The 13045-nt window shown below is 56.5% G+C and carries 13 protein-coding genes; 9 read left to right on the top strand and 4 right to left on the bottom strand.

The genetic code is table 11. The annotated features are described in order from the left end of the window. Positions 1-117 precede the first annotated feature (117 nt). From K5Y32_RS03970 to K5Y32_RS03955, 4 genes are read left to right on the top strand one after another with little or no spacing between them, the layout of a single operon-like run. A complete protein-coding gene (locus tag K5Y32_RS03970) occupies positions 118-1995 on the top strand; it encodes an amidohydrolase (protein ID WP_222181851.1) in 1878 nt (625 codons plus the stop codon). Positions 1996-1998: 3 nt separating this feature from the next. Next, positions 1999-2418, top strand: a complete 420-nt coding sequence (locus K5Y32_RS03965; RefSeq protein WP_110865976.1) for a DoxX family protein — start codon at positions 1999-2001, stop codon at positions 2416-2418. Continuing rightward, positions 2405-4030, top strand: coding sequence for an MFS transporter (locus K5Y32_RS03960; protein WP_222181850.1), 1626 nt, complete (start codon positions 2405-2407; stop codon positions 4028-4030). Before K5Y32_RS03965 ends, K5Y32_RS03960 begins: the two co-directional genes overlap by 14 nt. Before the next feature lie 36 nt (positions 4031-4066). Then, positions 4067-4888: an alpha/beta fold hydrolase gene (locus K5Y32_RS03955; RefSeq protein ID WP_222181849.1), complete on the top strand. Its 822-nt coding sequence runs from the start codon at positions 4067-4069 to the stop codon at positions 4886-4888. 388 nt (positions 4889-5276) lie between these two features. On the opposite strand, the gene K5Y32_RS03950 is transcribed toward K5Y32_RS03955, so the two are convergent. Next, the gene (locus K5Y32_RS03950; RefSeq protein ID WP_222181848.1) at positions 5277-5780 is read right to left on the bottom strand and encodes a GNAT family N-acetyltransferase; all 504 of its coding nucleotides are present in this window, start codon (positions 5778-5780) and stop codon (positions 5277-5279) included. A 95-nt stretch (positions 5781-5875) separates the two neighbouring features. On the opposite strand from K5Y32_RS03950, the gene K5Y32_RS03945 reads away from it, so the two are divergent. Then, positions 5876-6802, top strand: a complete 927-nt coding sequence (locus K5Y32_RS03945) for a LysR family transcriptional regulator (protein WP_222181847.1) — start codon at positions 5876-5878, stop codon at positions 6800-6802. Positions 6803-6812: 10 nt separating this feature from the next. On the opposite strand, the gene K5Y32_RS03940 is transcribed toward K5Y32_RS03945, so the two are convergent. Together K5Y32_RS03940 and K5Y32_RS03935 are read right to left on the bottom strand one after the other, a co-directional pair. Then, positions 6813-7238, bottom strand: coding sequence for a DUF393 domain-containing protein (locus tag K5Y32_RS03940; RefSeq protein ID WP_222182886.1), 426 nt, complete (start codon positions 7236-7238; stop codon positions 6813-6815). A 45-nt stretch (positions 7239-7283) separates the two neighbouring features. Continuing rightward, positions 7284-8342, bottom strand: a complete 1059-nt coding sequence (locus K5Y32_RS03935) for a nitronate monooxygenase family protein (RefSeq protein WP_222182884.1) — start codon at positions 8340-8342, stop codon at positions 7284-7286. A gap of 109 nt (positions 8343-8451) precedes the next feature. Between K5Y32_RS03935 and K5Y32_RS03930 the strand changes: the two genes are divergently transcribed. The 4 genes from K5Y32_RS03930 (at position 8452) to dcuR (ending at position 12057) form a co-directional block, all read left to right on the top strand. After that, entirely contained in the window at positions 8452-9006 is a 555-nt protein-coding gene (locus K5Y32_RS03930) for a flavin reductase family protein (protein ID WP_222181846.1), read from the top strand. A 63-nt stretch (positions 9007-9069) separates the two neighbouring features. Further along, positions 9070-9606 (top strand): peptide-methionine (S)-S-oxide reductase MsrA, encoded by a 537-nt coding sequence (msrA, locus tag K5Y32_RS03925; RefSeq protein ID WP_101760767.1) that lies wholly within the window; start codon positions 9070-9072, stop codon positions 9604-9606. Between the two features lie 109 nt (positions 9607-9715). Continuing rightward, positions 9716-11341: a sensor histidine kinase gene (locus K5Y32_RS03920; RefSeq protein ID WP_222181845.1), complete on the top strand. Its 1626-nt coding sequence runs from the start codon at positions 9716-9718 to the stop codon at positions 11339-11341. Continuing rightward, a complete protein-coding gene (gene dcuR, locus K5Y32_RS03915) occupies positions 11338-12057 on the top strand; it encodes a two-component system response regulator DcuR (RefSeq protein ID WP_008102769.1) in 720 nt (239 codons plus the stop codon). Before K5Y32_RS03920 ends, dcuR begins: the two co-directional genes overlap by 4 nt. Here dcuR and K5Y32_RS03910 read toward each other — a convergent pair. Further along, complete coding sequence (locus tag K5Y32_RS03910) at positions 12051-13010, bottom strand: FAD:protein FMN transferase (protein ID WP_222181844.1); 960 nt, start codon at positions 13008-13010, stop codon at positions 12051-12053. The genes dcuR and K5Y32_RS03910 overlap by 7 nt on opposite strands. Positions 13011-13045: the final 35 nt, after the last annotated feature.

Here is a 13045-nt window from a genome sequence, read left to right as displayed (position 1 = left end):
CTATACGAAGGTATACCTATCCTTTTGTATAACTAGACGCTTTCCGCACCGCCTGAACATAATCCCACCCAGTATTTCACCTGCGAAATTGGCAGGACCTCTTATTCAGGAGCTTTTATGGTTACGTTAGGCAAAGCAGACATCATTTTGACCAATGGGCGATTTCATACCGTCGATCGCGGCAACCCAATTGCCGAGGCCGTGGCGATGCGCGATGGCAAATTTCTCGAAGTGGGCAGCCTGGCCGACGTGATGCAGCATCACTGCGAAGGCACCAAAGTGATTGACCTCAAAGGCCATACCGCCATTCCCGGCCTGAATGATTCTCACCTGCACCTGATCCGCGGGGGCCTGAATTACAACCTCGAACTGCGCTGGGAAGGCGTGCCCTCGATCGCCGATGCGTTGCGGATGCTGAGAGAACAGGCGCTGCGCACGCCGTCACCCCAGTGGGTGCGCGTGGTAGGCGGCTGGACCGAGTTTCAGTTTGCCGAGCGTCGCATGCCGACGCTGGATGAGATCAATGAAGCCGCGCCCGATACGCCGGTGTTTATCCTGCATCTGTACGATCGCGCCCTGCTCAATCGCGCCGCGTTGAAGGTGGTGGGCTACACCAAAGACACGCCCAATCCGCCGGGCGGCGAGATCCAGCGCGACAGCAATGGCAACCCGACCGGCATGCTGATTGCGCGCCCTAATGCCATGATCCTCTACGCCACGCTGGCGAAAGGGCCAAAACTGCCGCTGGAGCAGCAGGTCAATTCCACCCGCCAGTTTATGCGCGAGTTGAACCGTCTGGGCCTGACCAGCGCGATTGATGCAGGCGGCGGTTTCCAGAACTATCCCGAAGATTACGAAGTCATTGCCGAGCTGCATGAGAAAAAGCAGATGACGCTGCGTATCGCCTACAACCTGTTTACCCAACGTCCGGGCCACGAGCTGGAAGATTTCGAGAAGTGGACCGACATGCTGACGCCGGGCCAGGGCAGCGACTATTTCCGTCACAACGGTGCCGGTGAAATGCTGGTGTTTTCCGCCGCCGATTTTGAAGATTTCCTCGAACCGCGTCCGGATCTGGCGCCCGGCATGGAAGATGAGCTGGAGCGTGTGGTGCGTCATCTGGTGGAACATCGCTGGCCGTTCCGCCTGCACGCCACTTACGATGAATCGATCAGCCGCATGCTGGATGTGTTTGAAAGAGTGAACCGCGACATTCCGTTCAACGGCCTGCACTGGTTCTTCGATCACGCCGAAACCGTGACGCAGCGTAACCTTGACCGCATCAAAGAGCTGGGCGGCGGCATTGCCGTACAGCATCGCATGGCGTTCCAGGGCGAGTACTTTGCCGAGCGTTACGGCATTGAGGCCACTCGCCATACGCCGCCGGTGGCGCGCATGCTGGAGACCGGCGTGCCGGTGGGTTTAGGAACCGATGCGACGCGCGTGGCCAGTTATAACCCGTGGACCGCGCTTTACTGGCTGGTATCGGGACGCACCGTGGGCGGGATGCAGATGTACGACGTCAACGCGCGCCTCGATCGTGATACGGCGCTGATGTTGTGGACGCAGGGCAGCGCCTGGTTCTCCAGCGAGCAAGGTAAAAAAGGCCAGATTAAAGTCGGTCAGCTGGCCGATATGGTGGTGCTGAGCAAAGACTACTTCAGCGTGCCTGAAGAGGAGATCAAAGGCATTGAGTCGGTGCTGACGGTGGTGGACGGAAATATCGTTTATGCCGCCGGCGCTTTCAGCTCGGAAGCGCCGCCCCTCATTCCGGTGCTGCCGGAGTGGTCGCCGGTGGTCAAGGTTCCCGGCCACTATCGCAGTGCGCCACCGACCGCCACCACACGCGTGGGCATGATGCAGCAAGCGCATCACTGCAGCGGCCCGTGCGGCGTGCATACGCATTCCCACGAGATTGCGCGCGGCGCCAACCTGCCGGTTTCGGAAGAGAACGCCTTCTGGGGCGCGCTCGGCTGCAGCTGCTTCGCCTTCTAAACCATGAAACATTCACTCTCACAGCCGCCTCGCATTGATGCGGGGTTGTTCTTCCTGCGCCTTACCGGCTGCCTGCTGTTGTTGCACGTGCACGGCTTGCCGAAGGTGTTCCATTTCAGTGAAGAACTGACGCGTATCGAGGATCCCTTTGGCCTGGGTGCCTATTTCAGCCTGCTGGCGGCGATCGTTGCTGAAGTGGTCTGCCCGCTGTTTATCCTGCTCGGCGTGTTTACCCGCCTCGCCTGCCTGCCGATTATCGGCGTGCTGCTGGTGGCGATGCTGTTCGTCCACCCCAATTGGAGCATAGCGGAAGGACAGTTTGGCTGGCTGCTGCTGATCATTTTCACCACGCTGGCGCTGACCGGCCCCGGTCGCTGGCGCGTGTTTGGCGGCGTTTCGGAGGTTGTTCATGGCGCAGGTTAATGACATTCATGACATCCCCGAGGCGGATCTGCCGCCCGTTTCGCAGTCGGTTTCACCATGGCAGCCGCTGCGCCAGCGCGTGTTCCGCATGCTGTGGATCGCTACCGTGGTATCCAATGTCGGTTCATGGATGAACGACGTAGGCGTTAACTGGACCATGCTGACACTGAGCGCCGATCCGCTCTCGGTGGCGCTGGTGCAGGCCGCCAGCAGCTTACCGATGTTTCTGTTTGCACTGCCGTCTGGCGTAATGGCGGATATCGTTGACCGGCGTAAATACCTGCTGTTCTCGCAAATCTGGGTGTTTATTGCCGCCGCGAGCCTGACATTCCTTTCCTGGGCAGACCTGGTCACACCGATGGTGCTGCTGATTGCGGCGTTCCTGCTGAGTACCGGCGCGGCCATGAGTTCTCCGCCCTTCCAGGCCATCGTGCCGGATTTGGTCAGTAAGGAGGAGCTCGGCCCGGCGATTGCGCTTAACTCGCTCGGCATTAACATCAGTCGCGCTATCGGCCCGGCGCTCGGCGGCCTGATTCTGTCGTTTGCCGGTCCGTGGATGGTGTTTCTGCTGAATGCGCTTTCGGTACTCGGCGTGTTTCTGGTGCTGTATCTGTGGCAAGCACAGCCCAGCGTGCAGCGTTTACCGCCGGAGCACTTCTTCCCGGCGGTGCGCGCCGGCGTGCGCTATGTGCATGCTGCGCCGGTACTGCGCAATGTGCTGGTGCGCACCATCGCTTTCTTTGTGTTTGGTAGTGCCGGTTGGGCGTTGTTACCACTGGTGGCTCGACGCGAACTGGGCCTCGGGCCCGGCGGCTACGGCATTATGCTGGGTTGCATCGGCATCGGCGCGATTTGCGGCGCGCTGCTGTTGCCGCGTATGCGCAAACGCTTTAATCCCGATCAGCTGATGGTGCTGGCGAGCCTGATGTTTGCCATCACTCTGCTGGCGCTGGCGTTTATTCGTCACCTCTGGTTGCTGAATGCGTTCGAGTTCTTTACCGGCTTTGCGTGGATTGCCGTGCTTTCCACCCTCAATCTTGGCGCGCAGCGCAGTGCCGCCAAATGGGTGAAAGCCCGGGCGCTGGCGGTCTATCTGACGGTGTTTTTTGGCTCGATGACGTTAGGCAGCGCCATTTGGGGACAGCTGGCATCGACATTCAGCATTCCATTGTCACTGACTGTCGCCACTGTCGGCATGCTGCTGGCGAGCCTGACGGTGCTGCGCTGGCGGCTGAATCAGGATCCGGATCTGAACCTCGACCTCAGCACGGTCAGCGATCCCTTGCCCGAGCTGGAGATTCGTCACGATCGCGGGCCGGTGATGGTCAGCTATCATTATCAGATCAACCGCAGTGATGCGCATGCCTTTGCGGTGTGCATGCAGGATATGCGTCGCGTCAGACGGCGTGGCGGCGCGCTGAACTGGTCTCTGTATGAGGACATGCTGCAACCCGACATGTTTGTCGAGACCTTTGTGGTTGGCTCATGGATGGAGCATCTGCGTCAGCGCGAGCGCTACACCATGAACGATCAAAAGATTCAGAACCGCGTGCTGGGATTCCATCAAGGCACTGCAGCTCCGGAAGTTCGTTATCTCGTGGCACCTGAATAAGGCGCTTTCATTCATCGACATTAATAAGGCCGAAACATGAGCACATTTAAGACGCAGGATGGTACGCAGATCTATTTCAAAGATTGGGGTACCGGCAAGCCGGTGCTATTCAGTCACGGCTGGCCGCTCGACGGGGATATGTGGGACAGCCAGCTGAATTTCCTGGCGGAGAAAGGCTATCGCGTTATCGCTTTTGACCGCCGCGGCTTTGGCCGTTCCGATCAACCGTGGGAAGGCTACAACTACGATACTTTTGCATCGGATATTAACGACCTGATTAGCCATCTGGATCTGCAAAACGTGACGCTGGTGGGCTTCTCAATGGGTGGCGGCGATGTGGCGCGCTACATCAACAATTACGGCACAGCGCGCGTGGATAGCTTAGTGCTGTTGGGCGCGGTGACACCGATCTTCGGCAAGGCCGATGATTATCCGGCAGGCGTCGATTTGTCGGTGTTTGAAGGCATTCGTCAGGGCTTGCGTAAAGATCGCGCGCAGTTCATCAGTGATTTTGCCACACCGTTTTACGGCACCAACGCCGGTCAAACGGTTTCAGAAGGCGCGCTGACGCAGACGTTGAATATTGCGCTGCTGGCGTCACTAAAAGGGACGATTGATTGTGTTACCGCGTTTTCGGAAACCGACTTCCGTCCTGATATGGCAAAAATCGACGTGCCGACGCTGGTGATTCACGGCAGCAACGACCAGGTCGTGCCGTTCGAAACCACCGGGAAAGTCGCCGCCGAAATGATCGCTGGCGCGCAGCTGAAAGTGTATGACAACGCACCGCACGGCTTTGCGGTGACGCATACCGATCAGCTTAACGCCGATCTGCTGACGTTCCTGCAAGCGCTTTAAATCCGTAGGGTCGCCATTTATGGTGACCAGTGCTTATCCGTTAAGCCAACGAGGTGTGCGCTGGCCGGGGGCACTTTTGGGCCGGCGGTCCTCGCGCCGCTTACGCGGTACCTTCACTTCGCTCGTCTGCCTGACGGACCGGCGGAGACGGGACTTCCCTGTCCCGGCTCCGCCTTTCGCCCGCGTCCTGCGGGCTCTCCTGGCTTCCTCTCTTCGTTCAGCGCTGCGGATTGCCTGCCCAAAAGCGTCCCCGGCCTGCTTTGATACTTCCGTGCGTGTGGTTGAAAGGGCTCACTAGATGTGTCAGAGCCCGCACCGGATTTAAAGCAAAAGGTTTTCTTAACTGACGGTGACCTGGTGCGCATGAATGCGCACTCTACGGAATGCGTTACAGGCCCAGCACCGATTGCGGCGTGGCGGCGGCGAATTTCTCTAGTGCTGCCCCGTCAAGGCGATAACGCACCCACTCATTTAACGGCAGCGCATCAATACTGAGATAGAACTCTCTGGCCGACTGATCCCAATCTAACGCACTCCACTCAATGCGGTTGCACTGATGATTGACCGCGTGCTGCGCGACGTACTGCAGCAGCGCTTTGCCTGCGCCGAGGCCGCGAAAATTGGGCGAGAAGTATAAATCTTCCATATAGAGCCCGCGACGCCCCAGCCACGCCGAGTAGCTGCGGGTAATCACTGCATACCCGGCGGTTATGCCATCAATCTCGCACATCAACGCTTCGCTGTTACTTTCGGAATTGAATAGCGTCGATCTAATCTCTTCAGCGGTAGTTGATGACTGCTGCAATCCATGCTCATAAACCGACAACTCAGCAATCATGCCATAGATGGCGTCCGCGTCTTCAGGATTAGCTGGCCGAATAGTAATCTTCATGCATTATTTTCTTACTTAATCAGATTGATGCTGCTCAGCATAATGGGTATTGTTCGATGAAATAAGTGCAATAAAATCAATGATAGGTGAATTTCATGCATCATGTTCTGCGTCGACTGGACTTGAATCTCCTCCCCGTTTTCGACGCAGTTTTCAGACATCGTTCGGTCAGGCTGGCGGCAATTGAACTCAGTTTGAGTACCTCCGCGTTAAGCCACGCGCTGTCCCGATTACGTGAGTTTTTTAAAGATCCGCTGTTCTACCGCGAAGGCCACAAAATGTGTCCCAGCGTTTATGCCTGCCAGCTGGCGCCCTATATTGCCGAAACGTTAACCGGGTTAAATCGGCATCTCAGTCCGCTGCAGCCTTTCGATCCGTTGACCAGTGATGACTGTTTTAGAATTGCGGTAACGGATTACACCGCTTTTTGTGTCTTTCCGCGGCTGATGCATGCGCTGACTCATACGGCACCCAATCTGAGTTTTGAACTCTGCCATTTGCCGCACAATCCGGCGCTGATTGAATTACTGGCGGGTGAAATCGATATGGCGCTGAGTTTTAGCGAGCCGGACGGCATGCATCATCCCGACCTGGAAGAGACCGATTTATTCAGTGATGAATTTATGGTGATTGCCAATGCGCAACGCAGCAGTCTGAATCTTGACGACTATCTTGCCGCCGGGCATCTGGTGGTTACGCCGTGGAATGAAAAACAGGGATTACTGGATTCCCATCTTGAGCGCATGGGTCTTAAACGCCGCATCGCCATCAGAACGCCGTCAATGCTGAGTGCGCCCTTTATTATCGCGGAAAGTGAATTGCTGATGGCGATCCCATCCTTCGTCGCCAGTAAAATTAAACAGGCCGCCGATGTGACCTCATTCAGGCTGCCGTTTCCCGCGCCAAAGTTCACCGTGAAAATCTATTCACACAAACGCAGCGGTAAACGGGAACCTACAGAATGGATTAAATCGATGATGGCTAAAACCATTACGCAGCAAGAGTACCGCTTCGAGGATTAACGGACGATTTTTACTGGTCTAAAAATCGTCCGTGATAATCGGATTTAATGGGGTAATGCTCGTTGTAGCGACCAAAAAGCCGATAGCGATTTAGCGCAATGCGGTCGTAACAATAATTGCTGATAACGTCAGGCATAAACCTCACGACAGACAAAACGCGCCACGGCCACGGCATACATTGCATGATGCGGAAAATCGCCTGCGCACGGAGCCAATGATTTTGCCCATCAATCAAAACGATGGTGCGAATATCTTCATCTGGCAGACCGACAAAACGTAATAGCGCTTTCCCCTGCTCACTCTGAACCGCCGCAAAACGTACATGGCGTGGAATGCGGTGACGCAGGAGAAACATCACCCACGCGTTGCACAGTTTGCATACGCCGTCGTATAAAACGACCTGTTCTCCGGGATTTATCCCGGCTGGGTTTGTCATCATCGCCTCCTCAACCATAGAGATGGTCGCAGCAGAAAAGCTGCGTTACGCCGCCTGCCACTCCGCCACCAGCGTGTTAATTAATTCTGCCGCCGGCATTTCCCGCGCCAGCGCGGCGCCCTGCCCGGCCCACTGCGCGCCAAAGCCGTGCGCGCCTTTAGCGGCGGCGGCGGCAGCGAGCACTTTGCCCAGCGCGTAGGTGAGTGGATAAGGGGGAATGGCATCCTGCGCGAACTCGCGCGCCAGCTGGCAAAAATCGTTGGTGAGACATCTTGCCGATCGGCCAGAAATGGCGGCAATCATCTCGGTGCTGTTGGCCTGCGCGCTTTTCAGCGCCTGACGGTATGCCGCATTGGCGGCGGATTCCGGGCACAGAATAAACGCGGTACCCAGCTGTACACCCGCCGCGCCCAGCTTGAGCATGGCAGCCATGCCCGCGCCATCCATCACGCCGCCGGCGGCAATCACCGGCAGCCGCGACGCCCGGCGAATCGCCTGCACCAGCGTAAAGGTGCTGAGCTGCTGATCGTCATTTTCTGGATCGAATATCCCGCGATGCCCGCCCGCCTCAATACCCTGCGCCACAATAAAATCGATGTCAGCGGCTTCGATGGCACCTGCTTCAGCAACGCTGGTGGCGCTCGCCAGCGTGATAATGCCGCGACTTTTCAAGCGCTGCACAACAGCGGCGGACGGCAAGCCAAAGTGGAAACTCACTGCGGCGGGCGCGGTGTCCAGCAGGACCTCCAGCATCGCGTGGTTATCCACGAACGTTTGATAAATCTCTGACAGCGCATCGGGCGGTGTCGCTTCATAGCGAGCAAACACCGGCTTGAAACGTGCGATCCACGCCTGTTCTTGCTGAGGATTGCGCTGCACCGGCGCGTGGCAGAAGACGTTGACGTTGATGGGCGCGGCTGTCAGGGCGAGCGTTGTGCGGATCATGCTATCCGCCTGCTGCGGCGTTGAAGCGCCCACGCTGATCGAACCCAGCGCCCCGCTGGTGCTCACCGCCGCCGCCAGTTCCGGCGTCGAGACGCCCGCCATCGGCGCCTGAATGATCGGATAGCGAAGGTTAAGGGTCTGACACAGGATGTTGTTCATATTATTGGCCTGTTGGTAAGAGGTAGCCGATAACATGCCGCGATTTTTCGGCTCGGTAAAGGCTGGCATCTACACTTAATGTGTCTGTACCTACAACAGGAGAATCCCGATGCATAAAATCGACTTTCCGGTGAGCAAAGCGCGGAAATATCTGGAGCCGGGCCCGGTGGTGCTGCTGAGTTCACAGTTTGAGGATCACCGCGACATCATGACGCTCGGCTGGCACACCATTCTGGAGTTCTCGCCGTCGCTGGTTGGCTGCATGATTGCCGGCGGCAATTACAGCAATGAACTGATTCGACAGAGCGGCCAGTGCGTGATTAACGTGCCATCGGCCAATTTGGTGGACAGCGTGGTGGCGATCGGTAACAGCCACGGCGATCGTCTCGATAAATTTGATGCCTTCAATCTGACGCCCGAACCGGCAAGCGTGGTCAATGCGCCGTTAATCGGCGATTGCTTTGCCAGCTTTGAGTGCCAGCTGTATGACGATTCAATGGTAGATAACTACAACTTCTTTATCTTTGAGATCGTTAAAGCGCATGTAGCGGAAACGCCGGAGTTTCCGCCGACGCTGCACTACACCGGCGAAGGACGCTTCAGCGTGATGAGCAATTTGCGGCTCGACAAGCGCGGCGACTTTAAGCCTGAAATGTTAATTTAACTGCTTGAATTGATATGGGCTTGCCCCCACTTTGATTCTTTCGCCCTGACAGGAGTAGATATAATGGCAACCGAATATGCGGTGATCGCAGGTGGCTGTTTCTGGTGTACTGAAGCAGTGTTTAAAGATGTGATTGGCGTGGAGTCAGTCGAGAGTGGATATACCGGCGGCGCACGCCCGAATCCAACCTACGAGCAGGTGTGCAGCGGTGCGACCGGCCACGCAGAAGCGATTCGCATCGGTTTCGATCCAGAGCAGGTGAAGTACGGCGATCTGCTGGATATCAGCTTTGCCACCCACGATCCCACTACGCTCAACCGCCAGGGCAACGATGTTGGCACCCAATATCGCTCTGCGATTTTCCCGGCGAATGCTGAGCAGGAAGCCGAAGCGATTGCCGCGATTGCGCGCGCGCAGGAGAATCTGAGCGATCCGGTAGTGACCACCATCGAGCCGCTGAAAGAGTGGTATGCGGCAGAAGGTTATCATCAGGATTATTGGCAAGGCGCGGGTCAGCGCAACGGCTACTGCATGGCGGTAATCCCACCGAAACTGCAAAAGCTGCGTAAGAGCTTTGCGAATCGCGTTAAATCGAGTTAATTCAGTACCGCCAATGTCGAGGCCGCCACGAATGGCGGCCTTACATGGTGCGCGACCTTCTTCTGTTTATCCGTCATAATATGTGCCCTCTTCTCCTCCGAGAGCGATCATGTCTTCTTCACAGCAAGGAACCGCGGCGCGCAAGCAGCCGATGAAGCTTAATACGCTGGTCACCCTGATGCTAAGCGCAGTGATTGTGCTGGTGCTGCTCAGCGTGCATATGTTCTATTTCTTCCAGATTGGCGCAGCGACCCGCGCGCAGCTGGAAGATAAAGCCATGGCGGTGGCGCGCACGCTGGCCGACTCACCGGAAATCCAGCGTGCATTGGCGTTCCCGCCGGATGGCACGCGCATCCAGCCGATCGCTAAAGCGGTGGAAGAGACCAATAATTTGCTGTTCATTACTGTCACCAACATGGACGGCATCCGCTATTCGCATCGCAATCCTGAACTGATTGGCAAACACTTTATCGGTGACGATCTGGAGCCCGCGCTGCGCGGCCATGAAAACGTCTCGGTGAATAAAGGTTCGCTGGCGAAAGCGTTGCGCGTGTTTACGCCGGTGTACAACAATCAGCATCAGCAGATTGGCGTGGTGGCGATTGGTATCTCACTGGATGCCGTTTCGGTGCAGATCAACGAGAGCCGCTGGAGCATCCTGTGGACCATCTTTATTGGCACGCTGGCCGGCGCCATCGGTACTTTTGTACTGGTGCGCGTGCTGAAGCGCATTTTGTTTGGCCTCGAACCCTACGAAATTTCTACTCTGTTTGAACAGCGTCAGGCGATTCTCAACTCGCTAAAAGAAGGCGTGGTGGCGATGGACGATCAGGCACAGGTGACGCTGGTGAATCAGGCGGCGCGATCGCTGCTGAACGATTCGATGGGCACCATCAGCGGCGACCGCATCTACGATGCCTCAGTGATTGACGATCATCTGCGGGATGTGCTGCACAGTGGGCGGGCGCGGCGTGACGAAGAGTTAAATGTGAATGGCCGCGTGTTGTTAAGCAATACCGTGCCGGTGCGCACGCAGGGGCAGATTATCGGCGCGGTCTGCACCTTCAGGGACAAGACGGAAATCAGTCAACTGATGCAGCGTCTGACGGGCATGGTAAACTACGTCGATGCGCTGCGTGAGCGCTCGCACGAGTTTATGAACAAGCTGCATGTAATCCTCGGCCTGCTGCACATGAAAAACTACACGCAGGTGGAAAGCTACATTCTCAAAACCGCCAATAATTACCAGACGGAGATCGGTTTCCTGCTCGATAAGATTAAGTCGCCGGTGATTGCTGGTTTCTTGCTGAGCAAAATCAACCGCGCGTCGGATTGCGGCCATCGCCTGACCATCAGCGATGCCAGCTTCCTGCCCGACAGCGGCAATGAGCAGCAGATGGCGGCGCTGATTACGGTGATCGGCAATCTGATTGAGAACGCGCTGGATGCGATGAGCGAGCAGGTAGAAGGCGAGATTCACGTGATGCTGCACTACCAAAACGGTTGGCTGACCTGTGAAGTGAGTGATGATGGTCCGGGCATTGAAGCCGATCATCTCAGCACCATTTTCGAAAAAGGCTTCTCCACCAAAGGTGAAAACCGCGGTGTCGGGCTGTTTCTGCTGCAGCAGCAAACCGAAAATATCGGTGGCAGCGTGAGTGTGGAGTCAGAACCCGGCGTGTTTACCCAATTTTTAGTCCAACTTCCCTGGGATGGAGGAAACCAATCCGCATGATCAATGTGTTAGTGGTCGATGATGACGCCATGGTCGCCGAGCTTAATCGCGCGTATATCGGCCAAATTCAGGGCTTTCACTGTTGTGGCACCGCCTCAACCTTGAAGCAGGCGAAAGAGATCCTGTTCAATAGCGATACTGCGGTCGATCTGGTGCTGCTGGATATCTATATGCAGCAGGAGAATGGCCTCGATCTGTTGCCGGAGCTGCGCACGGCGCAGAGCGCGGTGGAAGTGATCATCATTTCGTCGGCGGCCGATGCGGAGAATATCAAAACCTCGCTGCACTACGGCGTGGTGGATTACCTGATCAAACCGTTCCAGTTCCCACGTTTTGAAGAGGCGCTGACCGGCTGGCGGCAGAAGAAATCGCTGATGGACAATCAGCATTATTATCAGCAAGCGGATGTGGATCTGCTGATTCACGGCAGCCCGGCGACGCAGCACGACAATAAGCGCCTGCCAAAAGGCTTAACGCCGCAAACGCTGCGCACGCTGTGTCAGTGGATTGATGCGCATCCGGGGCATGAATTCTCGACTGACGAACTGGCGGCTGAAGTGAACATCTCGCGCGTGTCGTGTCGTAAATACCTGATTTGGCTGGCGCAGATTAATATTCTGTTCACCAGCATTCACTATGGCGCGACCGGCCGTCCGGTGTACCGCTACCGCCTGCAGCCGGAATACCATTCGCTGCTGCAGCAATACTGTCAGTAACGTAGCTGCCAGTCGACATCGAGCTGCTGGAAGTGAAAGTGCTGCGGTGAGGAGCAGATGATCTGCCGATCGCGCGTGACAAACACCGCGTCGATGTCGGGCTGGTCAGCGAGATAAGCCAGCCCTTGCTCCACGCCCATGCCAAAGAGCAGCGTGGTGTAGATATCGCCATCAATCGAGCGATCGGAAATCACCGTCACGCTCAGCAGTTCGTTATCAAGCGGATAGCCGGTTTGCGGATCAAAAATATGATGCCAGCAGCGGCCGTCCAGTTCGAAGTAGCGCTCATAAATCCCCGACGTCACCACCGATTTGCCCTGCACCTGCAGCACGCCTAACAGCTCATCATCACGACCAAACGGCTTTTTCAGGCCAATGCCCCAACCCTGCGGCTTGTGCGGCGGCGAACCCAGCGTTTGCACATTGCCGCCCAGATTGATCAGCGCCTGCTGCACGCCCTGCTGGCGTAAAAACGCCTGCACGCGATCGGCGATGTAGCCTTTGGCGATGGCGCCGAGATCGATCTCCATGCCTGGCTGTTGCAAAAACACTGAGCGATCGACGGGATTGAGCACCACCTGATGCGGATCGGTCAGCTTTAGCAGGGATGCGATTTCTGGCGCAGGGGGCACCGCACGTCCCTGAAAACCAATTTTCCAGCGCTTCACAATCGGCCCAATGGTGAAATTGAAGGCGCTGTCCGGCAGTAAACTCACGGCGTGTGCCACGCTAATTAACGCAAACACCGCTTCGCTGACGATCACCGGATGGTGGCCTGCGGCGTGGTTGATCGACATCACTTCGGATTCAGCGCGGTTAACGGTGAACAGGTTTTCCTGCTGTTTAATCAGTTGAAATACGTGGCGGGCAAGCGTGGGATTGTCATCAAACAATTTGAGCAGAATGGGCGAACCCATCAGAACGGCAGAGTAAGAAAAGACGCCAGCGGTCATTGCATGCCTCTAAAGAAAACGATGCCCGCACAAGG

The organism is Pantoea sp. DY-15, assembly GCF_019795935.1.
GTDB classification, from domain to species: Bacteria; Pseudomonadota; Gammaproteobacteria; order Enterobacterales; family Enterobacteriaceae; genus Pantoea; species Pantoea leporis.
Note: the sequence above shows the minus strand (reverse complement) of the source record. Positions and strands in the feature narration are given on the sequence as shown.

Excerpts from the sequence above, each read along its gene's own strand:
- K5Y32_RS03970 (WP_222181851.1), top strand. The coding sequence starts at position 118 with ATGGTTACGTTAGGCAAAGCAGACATCATTTTGACCAATGGGCGATTT.
- K5Y32_RS03965 (WP_110865976.1), top strand. The coding sequence starts at position 1,999 with ATGAAACATTCACTCTCACAGCCGCCTCGCATTGATGCGGGGTTGTTC.
- K5Y32_RS03960 (WP_222181850.1), top strand. The coding sequence starts at position 2,405 with ATGGCGCAGGTTAATGACATTCATGACATCCCCGAGGCGGATCTGCCG.
- K5Y32_RS03955 (WP_222181849.1), top strand. The coding sequence starts at position 4,067 with ATGAGCACATTTAAGACGCAGGATGGTACGCAGATCTATTTCAAAGAT.
- K5Y32_RS03950 (WP_222181848.1), bottom strand. The coding sequence starts at position 5,780 with ATGAAGATTACTATTCGGCCAGCTAATCCTGAAGACGCGGACGCCATC.
- K5Y32_RS03945 (WP_222181847.1), top strand. The coding sequence starts at position 5,876 with ATGCATCATGTTCTGCGTCGACTGGACTTGAATCTCCTCCCCGTTTTC.
- K5Y32_RS03940 (WP_222182886.1), bottom strand. The coding sequence starts at position 7,238 with ATGACAAACCCAGCCGGGATAAATCCCGGAGAACAGGTCGTTTTATAC.
- K5Y32_RS03935 (WP_222182884.1), bottom strand. The coding sequence starts at position 8,342 with ATGAACAACATCCTGTGTCAGACCCTTAACCTTCGCTATCCGATCATT.
- K5Y32_RS03930 (WP_222181846.1), top strand. The coding sequence starts at position 8,452 with ATGCATAAAATCGACTTTCCGGTGAGCAAAGCGCGGAAATATCTGGAG.
- msrA (WP_101760767.1), top strand. The coding sequence starts at position 9,070 with ATGGCAACCGAATATGCGGTGATCGCAGGTGGCTGTTTCTGGTGTACT.
- K5Y32_RS03920 (WP_222181845.1), top strand. The coding sequence starts at position 9,716 with ATGTCTTCTTCACAGCAAGGAACCGCGGCGCGCAAGCAGCCGATGAAG.
- dcuR (WP_008102769.1), top strand. The coding sequence starts at position 11,338 with ATGATCAATGTGTTAGTGGTCGATGATGACGCCATGGTCGCCGAGCTT.
- K5Y32_RS03910 (WP_222181844.1), bottom strand. The coding sequence starts at position 13,010 with ATGACCGCTGGCGTCTTTTCTTACTCTGCCGTTCTGATGGGTTCGCCC.